Below are 22,975 nucleotides of genomic sequence, written 5' to 3' on the forward strand. Positions count from 1 at the left end.
GTGTGCTGGAGGTCGACCTCCACCTGCCCTACAGCCGCTCGCTCAAGACCAAGCGGGCCGTCGTCAAGCCGATCCTCGAAGGTGCCCGCCACCGGTACTCGGTTGCCGCGGCCGAGGTGGCACACCACGACCGCTGGCAGCGGGCCGGGTTAGGCCTGGCGGCGGTGGCAGCGAGTGTCGGCCACGTGGAGGAGGTGCTGGACCAGGTGGAGCGCTTCATCTGGTCAAACCCCGACGTCGAGGTGCTGGGTGCCGAGCGCCACTGGTTGGACCGGGCATGACGGCCGGCGGCGGGGTTGGGCTTCCCGCCCGGGGCTGCGCAGCCGCGGGAGAAAGACGGACAAGGGGGTGGTGACGGTGGTCGATCGTCGGCGCAGCAAGCGGAACCGTCCACGATTTCCCCGGACGGCGAGGGTCAACGAGGTCCTGCGCGAGGTGGTGGCTAGCGAGATCGAGCGGCTCTCCGACCACGACGAGCGGTTGTTGCTCGTCACGGTCACCGCAGTGGAGAGCGAGCCCGACCTCCGTCATGCCACGGTCTTCCTGAGCTCGCTCGGCGAGCCGGCCCGCGAGGGTCTGGAGCAGCAGCGGGTCCGGCTCCAGGCTGCTATCGGCCGCCAGGTCCGCCTCAAGCGCACGCCCCAGCTGACCTTCAGCCCCGACCCCGGGGTGGTCGACGGAGAGCGGGTGGAGGAGATCCTCCGCCGCCTCTACGGGCCGGGCGCGGGAGCCGATGCGGGAGACTGATCGACGCGCTTCGGGGCCGGCTCATACCCCGAGCCGGCCTCCCGGGCCGGCTGATACCCCGAGCCGGCCTCCCGGGCCGGCTGACGGCCTGCTCGTGGTCGACAAGGACGAGGGTTGGACCTCCCACGACGTCGTCGCCCGCTGCCGGCGGCTCCTCGGCCAGCGTCGGGTCGGCCACGCCGGGACCCTCGATCCCGCGGCCACCGGCGTCCTGTTGGTGGGACTGGGAAGGGTCACCCGCCTGATGCGCTTCCTGGGGGCCCTGTCGAAGTCCTACGCGGGCGAAGTCGTGCTCGGCGCGACCACCAGCACCCTCGACGATCAGGGAGACGTCGTCGAGCGGTTCGACATGCGGGGGGCGACCGTCGATCAGGCCCGCGAAGCGGCGCGCACCCTGACAGGCGAGATCATGCAAACGCCTCCCATGGTGTCGGCCCGCAAGGTGGGCGGGAGGCGCCTGTACCAGCTGGCCCGGGAGGGCGTGGAGGTCGAACGGAGCGCCCGACCGGTCACGGTCTCCCGCTTCGATGTCGAGCCCACCGACGAGCCAGGCGTGTTCGCCATCGAGGTTGACTGCTCCTCGGGCACGTATGTGCGGAAGCTGGCCGCCGACCTCGGGTCACTCCTCGGTGGCGGCGCCCACCTCCGACGATTGCGGCGGCTCGCCATCGGCTCCTTCACCCTGGGCGAGGCCCGACGTCTGGACGAGCTCTCACCCGATTCGGTGGTCGCCTCGGTCCTCAGCCCCCTCGAGGCCATGAGGGACTATGCCCGACTGCGGGTCGATGACGGGGTGGCCAAGGCCGTCGGACACGGGGCAAAGATGGAGAGGACCGACGTGGGCGCCGTGGGGGAGGGGCCTTGGGCGGTGGTCGACGACCGGCGGCTGCTGGCCGTCTACGAGGAGGGCGACGACGCCCGCTTGAAGCCCGCCGTCGTGCTGGTTACGAGCCAGTAGCCTCGGGGTCGATGGAGGTCATCGACGACCTACGGCAGTGTCCGCGCCCCGAGCAGGGCAGCGCCACCACGATCGGCGCCTACGACGGTGTTCATCTGGGACACCGTCGGGTGATCGCCGAGGTGCGGGAGCGGGCGCAGCGTCTGGGCCTGTGCACCGCGGTGGTGACGTTCGACCGCCACCCAGCGACGGTCGTGCGTCCCGAGTCAGCTCCGCTCCTGCTCACCGACCTGGACCAGAAGATCGAGCTGCTGGCCGACACCGGTGTCGATCACGTGGTCGTCATCACCTTCGACGAGGACCGCTCACGCGAGTCGGCCGAGGACTTCGTCGAGGAGGTGCTGGTCGGTTGCCTGCGGGCGCGGGTCGTCGTCGTCGGCCAGGATTTCCACTTCGGCTACGGACGGCGGGGCAACGTGGCCCTCCTCTCCCGCATGGGACAGGAGCGGGGCTTCGAGGTGGTCGGTCTCGGCCTGGTCGACGAGACCGGCGATCGTTCATCGGCCACGGACGAGGCGGTGTCGTCGACCCGTATCCGCACCCTGCTGAGCGAGGGTCGGGTGACCGAGGCGGCCCGGCTTCTGGGCCGGCCTCACGAGGTTCGGGGCGTTGTGCAACCTGGTGACGGCCGGGGCGGCGCCGAGCTGGGGTTCCCCACCGCCAACATCGCCGTCCCCCCCGAGATCCTGCTACCGGCCGAGGGGATCTATGCCGGCTACTACGAGCGTCCGGACGGCTCCACCCACGCCGCAGCCATCTCCCTCGGCCGCCGCCCCACGTTCTACGACCACGCCGACTCGTCGCTCCTCGAGGCGTACCTGCTGGAGTTCTCGGGGGACCTGTACGGCGAGCGGGTCAAGGTGCGCTTCGTGACCCGCCTGCGGGGCGAGGAGCGTTTCGACTCGCCCGAGGCGCTGGCCGCCCAGATGGCCAGGGACGTGGAGGCCACCCGCGCCGCGCTCGACGGCTGGACCCTCAGCTCTCTGGGGGCGGAGGGCGGCGCTGGCGCTTGAGCTCGCCCCGGCGGCGCTTGTGATCGAGCCGTCGTCGCTTGGATGCCGAGCTCGGGGCCGTGGCGACGCGGCGACGCTCGACCCGAAGGGCGACCGCCAGCCGGGCGGCCAGGCGCTCCAGGGCCAGCTGGCGGTTGCGGGCCTGCGAGCGCTCGTCAGAGGCCACCACACGCACGACGGGGCCGAGCCGATCGATCAGCCGGGCCCGCTGTCGCGGGCCCAACGATGGCGAGGAGGCGACGTCGAATCGGACCTCCACCCTGGTGTTGGCGGTGTTGGCGTGTTGGCCGCCGGGGCCGCCGGCACCGCTGAAGCGCCACTCGAGCTCGCCGATCGGGATCGAGCACGAGCGCGTGACCCGGAGGTAGCCCTCCTCCACCGGTGCTGGCACCGGTCTCGAGGCTAACCCGCCTGAGGGGCGGAGCCCTGCTACAGTCGGTCCTGCCGGGGCATTCGCGCCCTGGCGACTCTTTGCGATATCCGAGGAACTTCGAAGCATGCCCGACAAGTCGGCCACGATCACCGAGCACCGACTCCACGACACCGACACCGGGTCACCCGAGGTGCAGATCGCGCTCCTCACCGAGCGCATCAACCACCTCACCGAGCACCTGAAGGTGCACAAAGGTGACCACCACACCAGGCGAGGGCTGATGAAGCTCATCGGCCGCCGCCGTCGGCTGCTCGATTACGTGATGGCCAATGACGTCGAACGGTACCGGGGCATCATCGCCCGGCTCGGGCTACGTCGCTGAGCGTCGCAGACGACAACACCGGGCGCCCCTAGGGCCGTCCGACGCACATACCAATAAAGCTGAGGCGGGAAGGACCCGCTCGATAGTACGCAGCAGGCGGCGCCGGCTGTCAGCTGCCAGTGGCCGGCCACCCGGCAGGGAGAGAAGGTCAGGTGCCCGACCACTGGGAACTGGCCCGGCGGCCGCCTGACAGACAAGGAGTGTCATGGCGGACGCCATCTCAGTGTCGGCTCCCATCAGCGGGACCGACCGACGTCTTTCCCTCGAGACCGGCAAGCTGGCCGGTCAGGCCGACGGAGCCGTCGTCGCACGGCTCGGCGACACGGTCGTGCTGGTCACGGCCACTGCGGCCAAGACGGTGCGCGAGGGAATCGATTTCTTTCCGCTGACCGTCGACATCGAAGAACGCATGTACGCGGCCGGCAAGATCCCCGGGTCGTTCTTCCGGCGCGAGGGTCGGGCAACCGACCAGGCCATCCTCACCGGCCGGCTCATCGACCGCCCCCTGCGGCCGTCGTTCCCAGCCGGCTTCCGGAACGAGGTCCACGTGGTCGGCACGATCCTCGGCGCCGACCTGGAGAATCCCCACGACGTGCTGGCCATCAACGCCGCCTCGGCGGCGTTGATGGTGTCGGGCATCCCGTTCGACGGGCCCATCGGGGCCGTCCGCATCGCCTGGTCCCAGGACGGGGACTGGGTACCCCACGCCACCTACCAGGAGGGCGACCGCTCGACCTTCGAGCTGGTCGTGGCCGGTCGGGCCCTCGGGGACGAGCCCGACAGCGACGTCGCCATCATGATGGTCGAGGCCGGGGGGACCGAGAAGGCCTGGACCTACTACGCGGACGGCGCTCCGAAGGTCACAGAGGAGGTCATCGCCGCCGGCCTGGAGTCGGCCAAGACCTGGATCCGGGAGTCGATCGAGCTCCAGCGCCGGCTGGTGGCGGAGGCGGGGACGAAGCCGACGATCGCCTACGAGTCCCAGCTCGACTACGGCGACGACGTCTGGACGCGGGTCCTCGACGTGGGAACCGAGAGCCTCACCCGGGCGACCTCCATCGTCGCCAAGGCCGAGCGCAATGCCGCCCTCGACGAGGCGGGAGCCTCGATCGCCGCCTCGCTCGACGAGGAGCTCAGCGGGCGTGAGCGGGAGGTGAAGGCGGCGGTCCGGGCGCTGACCAAGCAGCTGGTCCGCCGGCGCATCGTGGAGGAAGGCGTGCGCATCGACGGGCGGGGGCCCGGCGACATCCGGCCTCTCAGCGCCGAGGTCGGCGTGCTACCGACCGCCCACGGCTCGGGGCTGTTCCAGCGGGGTGAGACCCAGGTCCTCAACGTGACGACCCTGGGCATGCCCCGGATGAACCAGCTGCTCGACACCATCGGGATCGACGAGTCGAAGCGCTACATGCACCACTACAACTTCCCGCCCTTCTCGACGGGCGAGACGGGCTTCATGCGGGGTCCCAAGCGCCGGGAGATCGGCCACGGGCTCCTGGCGGAGCGGGCCCTTCTGCCGGTGGTTCCCTCCGCCGAGGAGTTCCCCTACACGCTGCGGTTGGTGTCCGAGGTGCTGAGCTCGAACGGGTCGACCTCGATGGCCTCGGTCTGCGGCTCGACGCTCTCGCTCATGGACGCCGGCGTGCCCATCAAGGCACCCGTGGCCGGGATCGCCATGGGCCTGGTGCACGCCGAGGGCCGCTACACGACCCTGACCGACATCCTGGGAGCCGAGGACGCGTTCGGCGACATGGACTTCAAGGTGGCGGGCTCGGCCGATGCCGTGACCGCCCTCCAGCTGGACACGAAGATCGATGGGTTGCCGGCCGACGTGCTGGCCGAGGCCCTGCAGCAGGCCCACGAGGCCCGGCTCACGATCCTCGAGGTGATGGCGGACGCCATCTCCCGGCCCCGGGCGAGCGTGAACGAGCACGCTCCCAAGATCGTGAGCATCGAGATCCCCCTCGACAAGATCGGCGAGGTCATCGGGCCCAAGGGCAAGGTCATCAACGCCATCCAGCAGGAGACCGGCGCCGACATCAACGTGGACGACGACGGCATGGTCGGGACGGTCACCATCGGGGCAAAGGACGGCGGGGCGGTGGAGGACGCCCGCAAGCGCCTGGGGCTCATCCTCGAGCCACCGAAGGCCGAGCTCGGTGCCGTCTACCCCGGGAAGGTCGTCAACATCACCAAGTTCGGCGCCTTCGTCAACATCCTCCCTGGGCGCGACGGATTGGTCCACATCTCCAAGCTGGGCCAGGGTCGACGCGTCGAGCGGGTCGAGGACGTCGTCGAGCTCGGACAGTCCCTCGACGTACGGGTCGACGACATCGACCCACAGGGGAAGATCTCGCTGTCGCTGGCGGGCAATGGTGCCGGAGGCGGTGACTCCCCGCGTTCGGGGGGGAACGTCGACGCCCGTGACCATGCGGGCTCCGGCGACGCCCCCGAAGGGCGTCGGCGGCGGGACGACACCTCGGGTGGCCGGGGGCGCCCCGGCGACCGGGGCCCGACGACCGACAGCCCGGCGAGCGGGGTGGCGACGGCCGAGAGCCGCGGCAGCTTCGCCTCCTTCGATGAGGACGCCTTCGAGCGCGAGCTCGAGTCCGAGATGGGCCAGCTCGGGCCGGAGGCCACTGCTTCAGGTGGCGGCTCCCGCCGCTCCGAGGGCGGTCGCGGTGGTGGCAGCGCCGGTGGTGGTGGCGGGGGCGGGGGCGGCCCTCGGCGGCGCCGCGGCGGTCGGCGCTGACCGGTTGATCCGCACCAGCCAGCTCGCCTGCGGGCTGCGCCTCGTCACCGAGGCCATGCCCGACGTCCGCTCGGTGACCACCGGCTTCTGGGTGGGCACGGGGTCGCGCGACGAGCGCGCCGGCGAGATCGGCGCCTCCCATTTCCTGGAGCATCTGCTCTTCAAGGGCACGCCGACACGGACGGCGCGCGCCATCGCCGAGGCGGTGGACGCCGTCGGAGGCGACATGAACGCCTTCACCACCAAGGAGTACACGGCGTTCTACGTGCGCCTGTTGGCCGAGCACCTCGATCTCGGCCTCGACGTGCTGTGCGACATCATGTGGTCGCCGGCCCTGCGACCGGACGAGCTCGAGGCTGAGCGCCAGGTGATCCTCGAGGAGATCCTGATGCACGGCGACGAGCCGGCTGACCTCGTCTACGACCGCTTCGCCGCCGCCCTCTTCCCGGACCACCCGCTGGGCCGGGAGGTGCTGGGGACCCAGGACAGCATCGAGGCCATGGCGACCGGTCAGGTGCGGCAGTTCTTCGAGGAGCACTACCGGCCGGCCAACATGGTTGTCGCCGCCGCCGGGGCGGTCGATCACGACCGGGCGGCTGCCGGCATCGAGGCCCGCTTCGCCGGCCTGGCCGGCGGTGCACCGCCGCGACGGACGCCGCCGGACGGGCGGTACGAGCCGTCGGTCGTCGTTCCCCGGTCGACCGAGCAGGCGCACCTGGTTGTCGGGGTACGGGCTCCCGACCGCCACGACCCGGATCGCTGGCCGCTGGCCATCCTCGATCATGCCCTCGGCGGCGGCGCGTCGAGCCGGTTGTTCCAGGAGATCCGGGAGCGGCGCGGCCTCGCCTACTCCGTGTACTCCGATCGCGTCGCCTACGAGGACACGGGGTCGCTCGCCGTGTACGTGGGAACCACGCCGAGCCGGGTCCGCGACGTGCTCGAGCTGGTCACGATGGAGCTGGATCGGCTGACGAAGGACGGGATCACCGCCCACGAGCTGGACGTGGCCCGCGGCCATCTTCGGGCCGAGACCCTCCTGGCCCTCGAGGACTCCGCCGCCCGCATGAGCCGGATCGGACGCAGCCTCCTCCTCCATCACGAGGTCCTGACGGTGGACGAGCTGTTGGCCCGGATCGACGCCGTCACCGTCGAGCACGTCGGCGCCGCTGCTCGCCGGGTGCTCGGTGGGCCACGCACGGTGGTGGTGCTCGGCCCCTACCAGGAGGCGGACCTGGCGGCCGCCGTTCGTTAGGGTGCAGGTATGCGAGTCGGCGTTCTCGGAGCTGGGGGGCGCATGGGCTCTACGGTGTGCCAGGCGGTCGCCGACGATCCCGACCTCGAGCTGGTCGCGGCCGTCGACCCCCGTCTGGCCGGCATCGACATCTACCAGGTGACGGGGGTCAAGGGCTCAGACGTCCAGGTGGAGGGCGACGCCGAGGCGCTCCTCAGGGCCGAGACGCAGGTGGCGGTTGACTTCACCGAGGTGGGTGTGGCCCGCGAGAACCTCCGGTGGTGCGCCGCCAACGGGGTGCACGCGGTCGTCGGGACGACGGGGTTCACCGGAGACGACATGGCCGAGCTGGAACGTCTGTTCTCGGGCTCTTCCAACTGCGTCCTGTCGGCCAACTTCGCCATCGGCGCTGCCCTGATGACGCGCTTCGCCGAGCTGGCCTCTCCGTACGTCGACACTGCCGAGATCGTCGAGCTCCACCACGACGCCAAGCTGGACGCGCCGTCCGGCACGTCGCTGCGCATCGCCGAGGGGATGTCCAGGTCGCGCCGGGCGTCGGGCGCTGGCGGCTGGGGCGAGGACCCGACCAGGACCGAGGTGGTGAAGGGTGCCCGGGGCGCGGTCGGTCCCGGCGGGGTGCGCGTGCACTCGGTCCGGCTGCGCGGGCTCGTCGCCCACCACGAGGTCATCCTGGGGGCCGCGGGCCAGACGCTCACGATCCGTCATGACTCCTACGACCGCACGTCGTTCATGCCGGGCGTGATGCTGGCCGTCAAGTCGGTGGCTGACCGGCCCGGCCTGACCCTCGGGCTCGATTCACTGCTCGGCCTCGGAGAGTCCTGAACCCCGGACCCCTCGTGCACCGCGGGAGGACTATCGGGGCCGGTCGCCATCGCCGCCAGACGCCCCCCGGTAGGGTGGGTCGTGGCCGGCGATGCCCGTCTGCGGATCCTGGAGGCGACCTACACCTGCGTCGCCCGGTACGGGCTGGCCAAGACGACCGTTGAGGACGCGGCCCGGGCCTCGGGCATGGCGCGGGCCACGATCTACCGCTACTTCCCCGGCGGGCGGGACCAGCTGGTGGCCGAGGTGATCGCGTGGGAGGCGGCCCGGTTCTTCGACCGGTTGGCGACCGCCGTCGGCGAGACCGAGGGCCTTGACGAGCTGCTCGAGGAGGCGCTGTTCTTCGCCCACCGGGCCGTCGAGGAGCACGAGGTCCTGCAGAAGATCCTTCAGACCGAGCCCGACCGCCTCCTGCCCCAGCTGACGGTGGAGAGCACCCGGATCCTCGCCTACATCCGGGCCTTCCTGATGCCGCACATGGCGGAGCAGTCCCGGGCGGCCGGGCTCGACCCGGAGGAGGCGGCCGACTTCGTGGCCCGCATGCTGCTGTCGTTCACCGGGTCACCCGGGCAGTGGGACCTTTCGGATCGGGCCCAGGTCAGGGAGCTGGTCCGCACCGAGGTGCTCGCTGCCCTCCACCCCCTGCCGGCACCGGGGGTGGGCGTGACGGATGACACAATGAGACCATCTTGACGATGAGACGAAGTATGCGAGAATGTCTCATTAGTGACGGTGACCGGCATGCTCCCGGAAGCGACGGCAGAGGCGGTGACTGACGGCACGCCCGAACCGAGCACCCAGGAGCTGCGGGTGGTCGACGCCACCCTGCGCTGCATCGCCCGCTGGGGTGTGGCCAAGACGACGCTCGACGACGTGGCCCGCGAGGCGGGATGGAGCCGGGCAACCGTCTATCGGCTCTTCCCGGGGGGCAAGGACGCCGTGCTCGAGACCGTGGTCGCGGTCGAGCTCGGGCGGCTCTTCGGTGCCTTGGACGACCGTCTGACAGCGGCGCGCGACCTCGAGGACCTACTTGTCGCCGGTATGAGCGAGGCCGGCGCCCAAGTCACCCGCCATCCGGCGCTGCGGTTCCTCGTCACCCACGAGCCCGAGGTGATCCTGCCCCAGATCTCCTTCGCCCGGGCTGAGCGGGTCCTGGCCAGGGCGGCGTCGTTCGCCTCGCCCTATCTGGCCCGGTGGCTCAGTCTCGAGGAGGCCAACCGGGTGGTCGAGTGGATGACCCGGATCGTGATCTCCTACGCCGCCTCCCCGAGCGCAGGGGTCGACATCGCCGACCCCGCCTCGGTACGGCGGCTCGTCCGTAGTTTCGTGCTACCCGGCATCCGGGCGTCGGTCGACGCCCAGGTGCGGGCCCGACCCGTCAGCTGACCCAGGAGGAACCTACATGGCCACGAACGAGGAGCTCATCGGCCGCAGCGACGTCGACGACATCGAGGCGATCCTGTCGGTCACCAACACCGACGTCGACGAAGCGGTCCACGCCGTGACCGACAACGCCGAGGCCATCTTCACCTGGGACTACGAGAAGGGTGCCCGTCCCAAGCTGTCCCGTCTCTACGAGAAGGCCAAGGGCTCGATGTGGAACGGCGAGACCGACCTGCCGTGGGACACCGAGGTGGACCAGGAGTCCGTGGTCGTCGCCAACGCCGCCGCGACAGGCGGCTTCGGCCAGGGCATGGACGTCTCCGGCACACCGTTCGCCAGCTGGACGGACGCGGAGTGGGTGCAGCTCGGCATCGAGAGCCAGAACTGGACGCTGTCGCAGTTCCTGCACGGCGAGCAGGGGGCCCTCGTGTGCACGGCCAAGATCGTGGAGTCGGTGCCCTGGATCGACGCCAAGTACTACGCGTCCACCCAGGTCATGGACGAGGCTCGCCACGTCGAGGTCTTCTCCAAGTACCTCGACACGAAGCTGTCGGGCCACTACCCGATCAACGCCCACCTGCGGATGCTGCTCGACGACATCATCGCCGACAGCCGCTGGGACATGACCTACCTCGGCATGCAGATCATGGTCGAGGGGTTGGCGCTGGCGGCGTTCGGCTTCATCCACAGCTTCACCACCGAGCCCCTCCTCAAGCAGCTGCTCAAGTACGTGATGGCCGACGAGGCCCGTCACGTGGCGTTCGGTGTCCTGAGCCTGCAGGAGTACTACGAGCAGCTGAGCACGGCGGAGATCCGCGAGCGGCAGGAGTTCGCCTTCGAAGCTGCGGTGCGCATGCGCGACCGCTTCCTGCAGCAGGAGGTGTGGGACCGCATGGGTGTGCCGGTCAAGGAGATCGTCCCCCTCGTCATGCAGGCGCCCGACCGGACGGCCTTCCAGTCCATGCTGTTCGCCAAGATCGTCCCCAACTGCAAGAAGCTTGGTCTGCTCGACGCGGCCGACGGGTGGCTGCGCGAGCGTTTCACCGACCTCGGCGTCATCGCCTTCGAGAGCTGGGCGGACACTGGTGAGGAGTACGAGGCGTTCGCCTTGGCCCAGGGGGACAAGCGCTCCGCCTAACTCCGTGGCGTGGCTCCACCGGTGGGGTAGGGTGCGGAGGGGAGGCTCGCGGGAGGAGGTGTGCAGATGGCCCGTTCAGGCCGTTTCGGCGCCATGATGACGGCCATGGTGACACCGTTCGACGACCGCTTCGCGCTGGACCTGGACGCAGCCGCGGCGCTTGCCCGCTGGTTGGTCGACCATGGCAGCGACGCACTCGTGGTGGCCGGCACGACCGGCGAGGGCTCGGTGCTCTCCGACGACGAGAAGGCGGAGCTGTGGCGCGTCGTCGCCGAGGCGGTGACGGTACCGGTCGTCGCCGGCGCGGGCACCAACGACACCCGGCACTCCGTCGAGCTGACGAAGCTGGCCGAGGTGGCGGGGGCGGCCGGCATCCTGGCGGTGACGCCTTACTACAACCGGCCCTCACAGGCCGGGCTGGCGGCCCACTTCCGGGCCGTCGCCAGTGCCACCTCGCTCCCGGTGCTCGTGTACGACATCCCGGTCCGCACCGGTCGCAAGGTGGCCCACGACACGCTGCTCGGGTTAGCTCGCGAGGTGTCGAACGTGGTGGGGGTGAAGGACTCGGTGGGCGATGTCGCCGGGTCAGCCAGGCTCCTGGCCGAGGCGCCTCCCGACTTCGACTTCTACAGCGGGGAGGATCCGCTCAACCTCGCCCTGCTCGCCCTGGGCGCGTCGGGCGTGGTCAGCGTGTGCAGCCACTGGGCGGGCCCGGAGATCGCCGAGATGATCTCCGCCGTTGGTGCGGGCGACCTCGAACGGGCTCGAGCCCTCAACACCGACCTGCTGACGTCCTACGCGTTCTGCAGCACGGAGGATGCCCCGAACCCTCTGCCGGCAAAGGCCATCATGCGCCGCCTGGGGTTGCCCGTGGGTCAGTGTCGCCTTCCCATGGGACCGGCGTCCGCGTCGCTCGACGAGCGGGCAGCCGACGTGCTCGCTGGCCTGCGCGCCCAGCCGCGGGCCGGCCGTGCGGCTCGTGAGCCCGTTGGCTGATCCCGTCCGGATCGTCTTCCTGGGCGGGCTGGGGGAGATCGGTCGCAACTGCGCCTGCATCGAGCTGGAAGGCCGCATCCTGCTGCTCGACTGCGGGCTGATGTTCCCCAATCTCGAGATGCCCGGCGTCGACCTGGTGCTGCCCGACTTCACCTACCTGCGCGAGAACGCCGATCGCGTCGAGGCGTGCATCCTCACCCACGGCCACGAGGACCACACGGGCGGGCTGGCCTATCTGCTGCAGGACCTCTCGTCGCTGCCGGTCTACGGCTCGTCCCTCACCCTCGGCCTGGCCCGCAATCGCATCGAGGAGGCAGGGATGCTCGCCCGGGTCGAGCTGATCCCGGTCGCCGACGGCGAACGGCGCCGCATCGGCCCCTTCGATGTCGAGTTCATCCCCGTGACCCATTCGGTCCCTCACGGCTTCGCCACTGCCTTCCACACCCCGCAGGGAGTCCTGCTGCACTCGGGGGACTTCAAGCTCGACCTGACTCCGGTCGACGGCCGCCGCACCGACCTGTCGCGGATCGGCGCCATCGCGTCGGAGCACGGCATCCGCCTGCTGCTGTCCGATTCCACCAACGCCGAGGAGCCCGGTTACACGGCGAGCGAGTCGTCCGTCGGCGTGGCCCTGCGGGGCCTGTTCGAGGAGCACAGGGACAAGCGAATCATCACGGCCTGCTTCGCCAGCCACGTGCACCGCGTCCAGCAGGTGTGCGACGCAGCCATTCGAAGCGGGCGGTACGTGGCCACGCTGGGGCGGTCGATGGCCAAGAACGTCGCCCTGGCGCGCGAGCTCGGCGTGCTCCGCCTGCCCGACCAGGCCCTGATCGACATCGAGCGCCTGGACGAGTTCGACCCCGCCGAGGTCTGCGTCGTCTCCACCGGCTCGCAGGGAGAGCCGATGTCGGCGCTGTCGCTCATGGCGGCGAGCGAGAACAAGTGGTTGCGGGTAGGCGAGGGCGACCTGGTCATCATCAGCGCCAACGCCATACCGGGCAACGAGTGGGCGGTGGCCAAGGTGATCGACGGCCTGTACCGGCTCGGGGCCGAGGTGGTGCATTCCGATCAGGCCCAGATCCACGCCAGCGGGCACGGCAAGCAGGGCGAGCTGCAGACCATGCTCGCGGTCGCCAAGCCGGAGGCGTTCATCCCTGTCCATGGGGAGTTCCGCCACCTCACCCACCACGCCCGGCTGGCCGAGGGCATGGGTGTGAACCAGTCGAAGGTGCTGTTGTGCGAGGACGGAGACGTCGTGACCCTGGACGACGGCGTCATCGCCAGGACGGGCCAGGTGCCGGCCGGCTATCTGTACGTCGACGGGATCGTGGGCGACGTCGGCCACGGTGTCCTGCGCGACCGCCGGGCACTGTCCGCCGAGGGGCTGATCGTGGTCGTGGTCATGATGGACGGGCAGGCAGGCAAGCTCCTCACCGGTCCCGAGATCATCACCCGGGGATGGGTGCACGCCCCCGAGGCCGAGGGCCTGCTGGACGATGCCCGGGCCGCCGTCCAGGCCAGCCTGGAGGAGGCTATCGAGGAAGGGGCTACCGATCACGACACGCTGCGGCGGCACGCGCGCGCGGCCATGGGCAGGATCGTCGGCGAGCGCACTCGGAGGCGGCCAATGATCGTCCCCGTGGTGATGGAGGCGTAGCGACGGGGTCCTGACTTCTGCTGGGGCTGCTGGGGCTTCTGGGGCCACGGTGGCTGGTGGGGCTGGTGTTACCGTTGTGGTCATTGTGAACACCACGAAACGCCGCCCCAGCGGGCCGACCAGGCGCCGAACCACCCGATCCCGGCGCACCCGCCGGGGGTTGGGGGCGTCGATGGGCCGCCTCTTCAGCGGCGGGTCGAGATCTCGCCCGCGGCCGCGCACGCGCCAGGGACCGTCACTCGGTGCGCGAACGGTCGCCGGCGCCGCTGACCTGGTCGGCCGTCTGGTACGCCAGCCCGCCGACGTGTGGGGCCTGGTCCTGCTGGTCGCGGGCGTGCTCGCCGGTCTCGCCGTGTACGCCGACCTCCTCGGACCGGGCGGGCGGCTCTTCGACCACGCCGGGCGCTCCATCCTCGGGTGGGCGGTCGCTCTGGTGCCACCGGGGCTGGCGCTGGTCGGCTGGGTGCTCGTGCGCGGACGCGAGGACGTCGAGCCGGAGCCGGTTCGCAGCATCGTGGGAGCGACCCTGGTGCTGGTGTCCGTCAGCGGGTTGGCCGACCTCGCCGCCGGTGCTCCCCGGCTGGCGGACAGGCTCGCCACTCTCCGGGACGCGGGTGGCTACTTGGGGGCCGCGGTCGGCTATCCCCTTCATCTCGCCCTGGCCACCTGGGGTGCATCCATCGTGCTGTTCACCACCCTCGCGCTCGGGCTGTTGACGGTGACCGGTACCACCGTGCGCGAGGCAGCGACCGCCCTCGCCGGCGGTGTGGCCGCCCTGGGCCAACTCGGGCGCCGGGCGGTGGAGGCGGCGACCGCCGCTGCGGCCGACGGTCGGGGTGCTAGTCGGGGCGCCCACTCGCGCGGTGCGAGCGCCGGTCCGCGGCCTCGCGGTGCGGCGGAGTCGAACGGTGCCGAGAGCGACGAGGTCGACGAGGTCGACGAGGCCGACGAGGCCGCGGAGCCGCCGGTCGACGGCGGCGCGCCCAGCACCACATCGTCGCCCGAGGATGGCGAGTCGTCCGAGGACCGCCGCTTGGCAGCGGCGTCGGTGGCTGCGGCCGCCGGCGTGACGCCGTTCACTGCGGGCCGCGATCGGGGCGGGCCGGTCGAGCAGCTCAAGATGGAGCTCGGTCCCACGGTTGGATCGTGGTCGCTGCCGCCAGGGCGGCTGCTGAGCGCCAGCCAGGCCCAGAAGGTCGACCGCCGCCAGGTCGAGACCGCGGGCAGGATGCTCGAGGACGCCCTCGCCGCCCACGGGGTGGCCACCAGGCTGGTGGGAATGACCGTGGGTCCGACGGTGACCCGCTACGAGCTCGAGCTGGGCGCCGGAGTCAAGGTGGCCAGAGTGACGAGCCTGTCGAAGGACATCGCCTACGCCATGGCCTCTCCGGACGTTCGGATCCTGGCGCCCATTCCCGGGCGCTCGGCGATCGGGGTGGAAGTGCCCAACCGCCAGCGCCAGCTGGTGGCGCTGGCCGATATCCTGAGCTCCGACGAGGCCCGCCGGGCCGTCCACCCCCTCGAGGTGGCCCTGGGCCGCGACATCGCCGGGCGGCCGGTGATGGTCAACCTGGCCGAGATGCCGCACGTGCTCATCGCCGGCGCCACGGGCGCCGGCAAGTCCTCGTGCATCAACTCGGTCGTCACCTCGATCCTGATGCGTTCCACCCCCGACCAGGTGCGGCTCATCCTGGTGGACCCGAAGCGGGTCGAGCTCGGCCACTACAACGGCCTGCCGCACCTCCTCACCCAGGTCGTGGTGAACCCAAAGCGGGCCGCCAACGCCCTCACCTGGGCGGTGCACGAGATGGAGCGCCGTTACGACCTCTTGGCCGAGGCGGGAATGCGCGACATCGCCGGCTACAACCGGGCTATCGACGCCGGCGAGCTCGTGGCCGAGCCGAACCCCGACGACGGGGAGGAGCGGCCCGTGAATCCCCTGCCCTACGTGCTCGTCGTCGTCGACGAGCTCAACGACCTCATGATGGTGGCGGCACGCGACGTCGAGGAGTCGATCTGCCGGATCGCCCAGATGGCCCGCGCCGTGGGCATCCATCTCGTCATCGCCACCCAGCGACCGTCGGTCGACGTGATCACCGGTGTGATCAAGGCCAACATCCCGTCCCGGCTGGCCTTCTCGGTCTCGTCGCTCGCGGACAGCCGCGTCATCCTCGATCAGGCGGGGGCGGAGCGGCTGATCGGCAAGGGCGATCTCCTCCTGCTCACGGCGTCCTCGAGCAACCCCCGTCGTCTCCAGGGTCCCTGGGTCGGCGAGACCGAGGTCCGCGCCGTCGTCGCCCACTGGCGCCGCCAGAGCCAGCCCCGGTACGTCGAGGGCGTCGAGGGCGACGCCCCGTCGGGGGACGACCGCAGCTTCGGCGACGAGGGTGACGACGAGGAGCTGGTCGCCCAGGCCATGGAGCTGGTGGTCCGGTCGCAGCTGGGCTCGACCTCGATGCTCCAGCGGAAGTTGCGAGTGGGCTTCGCCCGGGCTGGTAGGTTGATGGACCTGCTGGAGCGGCGCGGCATCGTAGGCCCGTCGGAGGGTTCCAAGGCCCGTGCCGTGCTGATGACCCCCGAGGAGCTTGATCAGCGGGCATGAATCGTGCACCGAGCCGGCCGGCGTTGCTCAAGCCGCTGGGCCCGGTACGGCAACGGAAGCGGTGGCACCGGGTACTGGTGTGGTCGCTCGTGGTGGTCGTGCTGGCGGCCGGAGCATTCGTCGGGTTCCAGCTGACGCGAGGTGTGCCGTCGCCCGGCGTCCGCTCGGCCCTGCCCGTGAGCATCCGGGTGCCGGGAGCTCCACCGGCGCTTCCCTGGCCGGCCAGGGGCGAGGCCGTCGTGGGTCTGGCGGGACAGGGCGCGCTCGGCTCGTCCGGGGGGAACGCTCCCGTGCCGATCGCCAGCGTCACCAAGATGATGAGCGCCCTCGTCATCCTGCGCGACCACCCCATGGGCCCGGCGGACCCGGGACCACCGGTGGCCATCACGCCGGTCGACGTCGACCAGTACAACGCCGCCGTGGCCGGGAAGGAGTCGGCGGTGAAGGTGACTCCCGGCGAGATGATCACCGAGCGCCAGATGCTGGACGCCCTGCTGGTCGGCTCGGCGGACAACATCAGCTCGGTCCTGGCCAACTGGGATGCAGGGAGCGAGGCCGCCCTCCTGGCCAAGATGAACGCCGCCGCCGCCGCCTTCGGGATGCAGGCGACCCACTACGTCGACCTCAACGGGCTGAACGCGGCCACGGTCAGCACCGCCAGCGACCAGCTGACGCTGGTCCAGGCGGCCATGGCCGTCCCGACGTTCGCGGCGATCGTGCGCCAACCCGAGGTGACGCTCCCCGTCGCCGGCAGGGTGTTCAACTTCAACCGGCTGGTGGGCAAAGACGGGGTCATGGGGGTCAAGACCGGCAACACGATGGCCGCCGGCTCGTGCTGGGTGTTCGCCGCCGACCGGGTCGTGGCCGGCCAGCACGTGACCGTCCTCGGCGTCGTGCTCGGCCAACCCGGTCCGGCCGCCCCGCAGCCGGCGCTGGACTCGGGCAGGGCCCTGCTCGACGCGGCGGGCGCGTCGCTGGCCTCGGTCACCGCGGTGCCGGCGGGACAGCCGGCGGCCACGGTGTCCGCTGCCTGGGTGGGCGGCTCCGTCCCGGCCTCGACCGGCGCTCCCGTCAGCTTCCTCGGGTGGCCCGGGATGCAGGTGCAGACGCAGTTCCAGCCCCGGCAGGTGGGTTCCTCCTTCCCGGCCGGCACCATCGTCGGCACCCTGACCGTGCGGGCCGCGGGTCAGGCCCACCAGGTGCCGGTGAAGGCGACCTCGTCGCTGCCGGGGCCCTCGCTGCAGTGGCGCCTCCGCCACGTCTGACGGCCAGCGGATCAGCGTCGCGCCGCTACGAGCTGCACAAAGGTCCCCGTTGGCCCGGTAACGCCGTGCCCGCTATTATGAAACGGACTCGACTCGTTTCGATATAGCTGGAGGTACCGTGCGAGTGCGGAGACCGTGGTGGATTCTCGGGGTGTTGTGCGTGAGCCTGCTGATGATCGGGCTCGACAACACCATCCTCAGCGTGGCCCTGCCCACCCTGGTGCGCGACCTGCACGCCTCGTCGAGCCAGCTGCAGTGGATCGTCGACTCGTACACGATCGTCTTCGCCGGCCTCCTGCTGGTCGCCGGCAGCCTGGGGGACCGCTTCGGGCGGAAGTGGGCCCTGCTCGTCGGTTTGGCCGTGTTCAACGTGGGGTCGGTCCTCTCGGCCTTCGCCGGCTCGCCCGAGGTCCTGATCGGCACCAGGGCGCTGATGGGCGTGGGCGGAGCGTTGGTCATGCCGGCCACGTTGTCCATCCTGACCAACGTCTTCGTCGAGGCCCGGCAGCGGGAGAAGGCGATCGGCATCTGGGCCGGGGTGGTCGGCGTCGGGGTGGCGATCGGGCCGATCGCCGGCGGGCTCCTGCTCCAGCACTTCTGGTGGGGCTCGGTGTTCCTGGTCAACGTTCCGATCGTGACGGCGGGCATGCTGGCGTGCGCGTTCCTGGTGCCCAACTCCGCCGATCCCGGTGTCCCCCGCCTCGACCCGGTGGGCTTCGCACTCTCCATCGCCGGGCTCTGCGTGCTGCTGTGGGGAATCATCGAGGCGCCCACCACCGGGTGGGGATCGACACGGGTCCTGGCCGGCATGGCCGGCGGGATCGCCATCCTCGCTGCCTTCCTGGTCTGGGAGCTCCACACCGATCACCCCATGGTGAACCTGGGGTTCTTTCGCAACCGCAGGTTCAGCGCCTCGTGTGCGGCCGTGGCGCTCGTGGTCTTCGCCCTGTTCGGCATGCTGTTCGTGGAGACTCAGCACCTGCAGTTCGTGCTGGGCTACTCGGCGCTGGATGCGGGTATCAGGTTCATCCCCGTGGCGGGCACGCTGCTCCTCGGGGGGCCGCTGTCCACTGTTCTGGTGCGCCGGCTCGGGACCAAGGCGGTGGCGGGTGCCGGCCTCGTGATGGTGTCCGCAGGACTGGCCTGGCTGGCCACCGTCTCGGACGGGTCGACGTACCTGTCCGCCGTACTGGGCCCGTTCATCATCATGGGCCTGGGCATGGGTCTCACCATGGCCCCGGCCACCGAGGCGATCATGGGCTCTCTTCCGAGGGCCCAGGCCGGAGTGGGCTCGGCCATGAACAGCGCCGTCATGCAGGTCGGTGGGGCCATGGGCGTCGCCGTCATCGGCAGCGTCTTGGCGTCCGGCTACCGGTCGGTCGTCGGCGGCACGCTGGCCGGTCACGCCGTCCCCCCCGTGGCGGCCTCGGCGATCAAGAGCTCCGTGGGTGGCGCCCTCGAGGTGGCGCACCGAGCTCCGGGCGCCCTGGGCGCGGCGCTGGCTGCGGTCGCCCGCCACGGCTTCGTCCACGGGATGGAGCTGGCGATGCCGCTGGCTGCGGGTGTGGCCCTGGCCGGGGCCCTGGTGGTGCTGGTCTTCCTGCCCGCTCGGGCCGAGGGTGACCCCGACGCCGCCGAGCCGGCCGACCACGAGGCGCAGCCGGTAGCGTCGGCCGCGGCGGGGGACGAGCGGGAGCCCGTGCCCGCCCCCGTCGGGGCCCGCCGATGAGCCCGCTGGTGGGGGCGTCAGTGCTCAAGCGCGGCCCTGGTCGGCCCCGCAGCGCCGAGGCCCACCGGGCCATCCTCGACGCCGTGCTGACGCTGCTGGCCGAGGAGGGTTTCAGCCGCATGAGTGTCGAGGGTGTCGCGGCCCGGGCGGGCGTCGGCAAGGCCACGGTCTATCGGCGCTGGCCGTCCAAGGTGCCCCTGGTGATCGAGGCGATCGACACGGTGGCGTCAGAGCGGATCTCGGTCCCGGACACCGGAACCGTTCGAGGTGACCTCACCGAGTTCCTCACGCAGCTCGTTCGGGCCATGGGTGGACCCGATGGCCGTCTGGTCGCCCCGCTGCTCGAGGCCATGAGCCGCAGTCCAGCGCTGGCTGCCGCCGTTCGGAGGGACCTCATCGCGCCCCGTCGTGACGTCGCCAACGAGATCATCCGGCGGGGTATCGACAGGGGCGAGCTGCGCCCCGACCTCCACATCGACGTGGCGTTGGACGCTCCCGTGGCGATCGTCTTCCACCGGCTCCTCCTCACCGGAGAGACCGTCGACGAGGGGCTGGTCCACCGGATCGTCGATCAGCTCCTCGACGGCATAGCCGCCCAGGATCGGCCGACTCGGGATTCGAATAGGGTGCAGTAATGGACGTGGGGCTCGACACCGCGGTGGCCCCGACCAGGGGGACGCAGGGGGAGCGGGCCCTCGTCTGGTGGCGCAGCCCGCTCGTGACCCGGGTCGTGCGCTACGCCCTGGGCTCGGTGGTGGCCAGCCTGGTGAGCCTGGTTACCTTCGTCGTCGTCTACGGCGTCCTCGGCGGCCTCAGCCCCCGTCAGTCGAGCGTCGCCGCCAGCCTGGTGGGCATGATTCCGGCGTACTTCCTCAACCGGAACTGGGCATGGGGCCGCCGGGGCCGCTCGCATCTGGTGAAGGAGATCATCCCCTATCTGGCCGCGTCCCTGCTGGGCCTGGTGGCGGCCATGTGGTCGGTGGACGTCGCCTCCAGCCACGTGAAGTCGTTCACGACCGACAAGACCCTCCAGGTGACGCTGGTGGCCATGGCCTATGCGGGGACGTACGCCGCCCTCTGGATCGTGAAGTTTCTGTTCTTCAACGTCCTGTTCACCCGGCCCCATGGGGGCGGCGACGCCGTGCCCGCGCCCGGCGAACGGGACCTCTGAGGTACCAGGCCAGCCCCAGGGTGCCGAGGGCGGCCAGCCCGGCCAACGAGGTGAACACGCCGACGGTCACGCTCGCCGGTCGGTAGCTCCAGGTGACGGTCGAGCTCCCGGCAGGCACGGGAACGGCCTGCAACAGGGCCCCGTTCGTCGGCACCGCGACCTCGTGGGACACGCCGTTGGGTCCCGTTCGGACCGTGGCCGACCACCCGGGCGCGGCGGCGACGCTGCGGACGACGAGGGACGGTCGGGAGGTACCGACCACGACGGTCTGATTGCCGGTCAGCGGGTCATCGGTGACCCGCAGGGTCGCCGCCGGCGCCGGTCCGCCGTCGGCCGGGGCCACCCAGAAGCGCCCTCTGGCCGCCGTGTTGCGGAACACGACGAAGCTGCCCAGGGTCTCCACGAACTGCCACTTGGGCGGCGTGATGGCCCCCTGCAGGGGACCGGCCAGCAGGAGAGGACCCGCCTGTTGGGTGCCGACCGTGGCCGAGTCGACGGTAAGGGGGCAGGCGCCGCCGTTGGCGACGACGATTCCCACCGCGGTGGTCGTCCCGTCGAGGGCGACCCTGGCGGAGCCGGGCCGACTCGGATCGACGCTCAGGGGGCTGGACGCCGGCGTGGTGGCGCCGGTGGGTGTCAGCAACCCGAGCCCCAGCCCGCCGGGCGGTGGGGGACAGCTCGGATCGGGGCGCAGCTGCACGCTCACGCTGGTCAGGCGGAGGGGCGAACCGACGTACCAGGCCTGCTGGCCTCGGGGGGGCAGCGTCTCGGGCACGGCGCCCGCGGGCGCAGCCGCCGGCCCGGGCGGGGCCGGCTGGGCCAGGTAGCTCGGCCTGGTGACCAGCGTGGTCAGGTTGAGGTCGTCGAACGTGGACCCGGACAACGCCGTCACCGACAGGTCGGACTGCTGGTGGGTGCCGGTGGCCTGGTCGTAGTCGCCCCTGACCACGGACCCGTAGCCCTGCGCGCTGCTGAGACTTCGCAAGATGTTGAGATCGGGCTGGCCGAGGTCGTCGAGGGCGCCAGGGTCGCTCCTGTCGGGGTCGTAGATGGCGAAGCGCCCGGAGGACCCGGTCTGGGCGGCGACGGCCGAGGCCATGGTGGTCGTGTCGGTGAGGGCGCTTGGGGAAGTGGGCGCGAGCCAGTACTGGTTGGCCTGGTAGATGGTCAGGTCGACCACCACGACGGCCATCAGGGCCCGCAGCAGGTGCCGACGTGGAATCCGGTCCCACCCGGCGGCCACGAGCCCTCCGACCACCGCCAGCACCAGGCCAGCGGCCAGATAGGCCTCCAATCGGTGGAACGACCCCAGCGGGACCGGTGAGCCGAGCTCCTGGGAGAGGACCACGGGGCTGGCGACGAGGGCGCCGACGAGGGCGGCGAGACAGGCCACCGGCAGCAGCGTCCAGGCCCGCTCGGTCCGACTCGGTCGCGCCGGGCCAGGGCCGATGGTGATCCGCTGGCGCACCCCGTCGATCCAGTAGGCGAACAGGACCGCCAGGCCGACGTCCACCGTCACCATGTTGCGGTTCTGCAGCCGCTGCTGGCCGTAGATGGGGATGTGGACGAGGAGGTGGCCGAGGGGCGTGTAGCCACCGAAGGACAGGACCAGGCCGACGGCGATGAGCAGGTACCAGACGCCCAGCCCCTCGGAGGCCCGGCGCGACCGCCACGGCCGTGTGAGCATGGCGAAGGCGGCGCAGACGGGGAGGATCCCGATGTAGGAGCTGACCTCGGCCAAGTTGTACGGGCCGCGGTAGAGCGGCACCCCGAAGCGTCCGTAGCCGCCCAGTAGGTACGGCATGGCGGTCAGGGCGGTGAGCTTGGGCGGGAACGACCCGCTGATGAAGAAGGCGTACGAGGTGCCCGCTCGCTGCGAGTTGGACGCGAACACCAGGCCGGGGAGCCACTGGATGGTGGTGAGGACGAGGGCCGCGGCGGCGGCGATCGCCATCTGGACGAGGATCCGGCCCGCTCGGTGACGCCAGACCAGCCAACCTCCGTAGATGGCTACGAGGATGGAGTCGTCTATGAGGGCCTCGGGCGACCCCGTGAGGACCAGCAGACTGATGCACCCCCCCAGCAGCACCATCGGCCATATTGCTGGCGGCTTCGCCGCCCCGGGCGGGGCCCCATCCCCGCCCTCCGCCGAAGCGGCGGGGCCCCCAACCCCGCCGCCGGCCGTGGCCATTGCTGGCGACTTCGCCGCCCCGGGCGGATGGGCCATCCGGTGGACGGCCACCAGCATCCAGGGCACCAGGCTGGCTCCCTGCACCAGGTCTATGTGGCTCAGCTGGGCGCTCATGAAGCCCCCGACCGAGAACGACAGGCTGCCGAGGAAGGAGGCCCCGACCGAGAGGCGGGATCGGCGCAGGAACACGTACAGGCCGACGGCGCCGACGACGTACACGAGGATCTCGTTGACGACCCATGCCGCCTCCGCGGGCAGCACCGTGAACAGGAGCGTCCCCGGATACAGGGCGCCGGCGTTCAGACCGCCCAGGAGCGCGGTGCCGCTCCAAATGTAGGGGTTCCACAGAGGGAGGTGCCCGTGGTCGAGGTTGCGGGCGACGAGCACCCGCAGGGGAAAGTTCTGGATGAGGTTGTCGGCGCTGACCAGCGGATGCCCGGCGAGGGACGGCACCGAGAAGGTCAGCACCGGCACGAGGACCAGCACGGCGACGGCCAGTGGCGCCGGCCGGGCGGCGCTGGCGAGCGCGTGCCGGACTGCGTATGGG

General features: G+C 71.1%; 20 protein-coding genes. 18 read left to right on the forward strand and 2 right to left on the reverse strand.

Translation table 11 applies throughout. The features are described 5' to 3' along the window. The first annotated feature begins 2 nt into the window (after positions 1 to 2). The 4 genes from VGF64_12420 (at position 3) to VGF64_12435 (ending at position 2,718) form a co-directional block, all read left to right on the forward strand. Positions 3 to 281 (forward strand): DUF503 domain-containing protein, encoded by a 279-nt coding sequence (locus VGF64_12420; GenBank protein ID HEY1635556.1) that lies wholly within the window; start codon positions 3 to 5, stop codon positions 279 to 281. A 70-nt stretch (positions 282 to 351) separates the two neighbouring features. Then, positions 352 to 747: a ribosome-binding factor A gene (locus VGF64_12425; protein ID HEY1635557.1), complete on the forward strand. Its 396-nt coding sequence runs from the start codon at positions 352 to 354 to the stop codon at positions 745 to 747. Between the two features lie 94 nt (positions 748 to 841). Further along, on the forward strand, positions 842 to 1,705 hold the full coding sequence (gene truB, locus VGF64_12430; GenBank protein ID HEY1635558.1) for a tRNA pseudouridine(55) synthase TruB: 864 nt from the start codon (positions 842 to 844) through the stop codon (positions 1,703 to 1,705). Positions 1,706 to 1,716: 11 nt separating this feature from the next. After that, the gene (locus VGF64_12435) at positions 1,717 to 2,718 is read left to right on the forward strand and encodes a bifunctional riboflavin kinase/FAD synthetase (GenBank protein ID HEY1635559.1); all 1,002 of its coding nucleotides are present in this window, start codon (positions 1,717 to 1,719) and stop codon (positions 2,716 to 2,718) included. Here the strand turns inward: VGF64_12435 and arfB are convergent. After that, positions 2,681 to 3,109: an alternative ribosome rescue aminoacyl-tRNA hydrolase ArfB gene (gene arfB / locus VGF64_12440; GenBank protein HEY1635560.1), complete on the reverse strand. Its 429-nt coding sequence runs from the start codon at positions 3,107 to 3,109 to the stop codon at positions 2,681 to 2,683. The two genes, VGF64_12435 and arfB, sit on opposite strands and share 38 nt — an antisense overlap. Before the next feature lie 106 nt (positions 3,110 to 3,215). On the opposite strand from arfB, the gene rpsO reads away from it, so the two are divergent. The 14 genes from rpsO to VGF64_12510 all read left to right on the forward strand — a co-directional run bounded on the left by rpsO (position 3,216) and on the right by VGF64_12510 (position 20,237). Further along, positions 3,216 to 3,473, forward strand: coding sequence for a 30S ribosomal protein S15 (rpsO, locus tag VGF64_12445; protein HEY1635561.1), 258 nt, complete (start codon positions 3,216 to 3,218; stop codon positions 3,471 to 3,473). A gap of 205 nt (positions 3,474 to 3,678) precedes the next feature. Then, positions 3,679 to 6,222 (forward strand): polyribonucleotide nucleotidyltransferase, encoded by a 2,544-nt coding sequence (locus VGF64_12450; protein HEY1635562.1) that lies wholly within the window; start codon positions 3,679 to 3,681, stop codon positions 6,220 to 6,222. After that, positions 6,155 to 7,474 carry a pitrilysin family protein gene (locus VGF64_12455; GenBank protein ID HEY1635563.1) on the forward strand — a complete coding sequence of 440 codons (1,320 nt, stop codon included), beginning with the start codon at positions 6,155 to 6,157 and terminating at the stop codon, positions 7,472 to 7,474. The genes VGF64_12450 and VGF64_12455 overlap by 68 nt, the downstream gene beginning before the upstream one ends. A 9-nt stretch (positions 7,475 to 7,483) precedes the next feature. Next, positions 7,484 to 8,296 carry a 4-hydroxy-tetrahydrodipicolinate reductase gene (gene dapB, locus VGF64_12460; protein HEY1635564.1) on the forward strand — a complete coding sequence of 271 codons (813 nt, stop codon included), beginning with the start codon at positions 7,484 to 7,486 and terminating at the stop codon, positions 8,294 to 8,296. Between the two features lie 81 nt (positions 8,297 to 8,377). Further along, positions 8,378 to 8,989, forward strand: coding sequence for a TetR/AcrR family transcriptional regulator (locus VGF64_12465; GenBank protein HEY1635565.1), 612 nt, complete (start codon positions 8,378 to 8,380; stop codon positions 8,987 to 8,989). A gap of 48 nt (positions 8,990 to 9,037) precedes the next feature. Beyond that, positions 9,038 to 9,682: a TetR/AcrR family transcriptional regulator gene (locus VGF64_12470; protein ID HEY1635566.1), complete on the forward strand. Its 645-nt coding sequence runs from the start codon at positions 9,038 to 9,040 to the stop codon at positions 9,680 to 9,682. Positions 9,683 to 9,698: 16 nt separating this feature from the next. Beyond that, a complete protein-coding gene (locus tag VGF64_12475; protein HEY1635567.1) occupies positions 9,699 to 10,817 on the forward strand; it encodes a ferritin-like domain-containing protein in 1,119 nt (372 codons plus the stop codon). A 66-nt stretch (positions 10,818 to 10,883) separates the two neighbouring features. After that, the gene (gene dapA, locus VGF64_12480; protein HEY1635568.1) at positions 10,884 to 11,813 is read left to right on the forward strand and encodes a 4-hydroxy-tetrahydrodipicolinate synthase; all 930 of its coding nucleotides are present in this window, start codon (positions 10,884 to 10,886) and stop codon (positions 11,811 to 11,813) included. Next, positions 11,797 to 13,470, forward strand: coding sequence for a ribonuclease J (locus VGF64_12485; GenBank protein HEY1635569.1), 1,674 nt, complete (start codon positions 11,797 to 11,799; stop codon positions 13,468 to 13,470). Before dapA ends, VGF64_12485 begins: the two co-directional genes overlap by 17 nt. Positions 13,471 to 13,555: 85 nt before the next feature. After that, positions 13,556 to 16,072, forward strand: coding sequence for a DNA translocase FtsK 4TM domain-containing protein (locus tag VGF64_12490; GenBank protein HEY1635570.1), 2,517 nt, complete (start codon positions 13,556 to 13,558; stop codon positions 16,070 to 16,072). Then, the gene (locus tag VGF64_12495) at positions 16,069 to 17,337 is read left to right on the forward strand and encodes a hypothetical protein (protein ID HEY1635571.1); all 1,269 of its coding nucleotides are present in this window, start codon (positions 16,069 to 16,071) and stop codon (positions 17,335 to 17,337) included. The genes VGF64_12490 and VGF64_12495 overlap by 4 nt, the downstream gene beginning before the upstream one ends. Positions 17,338 to 17,455: 118 nt before the next feature. Then, complete coding sequence (locus tag VGF64_12500) at positions 17,456 to 19,066, forward strand: MFS transporter (GenBank protein ID HEY1635572.1); 1,611 nt, start codon at positions 17,456 to 17,458, stop codon at positions 19,064 to 19,066. Continuing rightward, positions 19,063 to 19,701: a TetR/AcrR family transcriptional regulator gene (locus VGF64_12505; GenBank protein ID HEY1635573.1), complete on the forward strand. Its 639-nt coding sequence runs from the start codon at positions 19,063 to 19,065 to the stop codon at positions 19,699 to 19,701. Before VGF64_12500 ends, VGF64_12505 begins: the two co-directional genes overlap by 4 nt. Beyond that, positions 19,701 to 20,237: a GtrA family protein gene (locus VGF64_12510; GenBank protein HEY1635574.1), complete on the forward strand. Its 537-nt coding sequence runs from the start codon at positions 19,701 to 19,703 to the stop codon at positions 20,235 to 20,237. The genes VGF64_12505 and VGF64_12510 overlap by 1 nt, the downstream gene beginning before the upstream one ends. Here the strand turns inward: VGF64_12510 and VGF64_12515 are convergent. Beyond that, the coding region (locus VGF64_12515; protein ID HEY1635575.1) for a hypothetical protein at positions 20,179 to 22,975 on the reverse strand (2,797 nt) is incomplete at its 5' end. The genes VGF64_12510 and VGF64_12515 overlap by 59 nt on opposite strands.

It is taken from the genome of Acidimicrobiales bacterium (assembly GCA_036491125.1).
Lineage (GTDB): Bacteria > Actinomycetota > Acidimicrobiia > Acidimicrobiales > AC-9 > AC-9.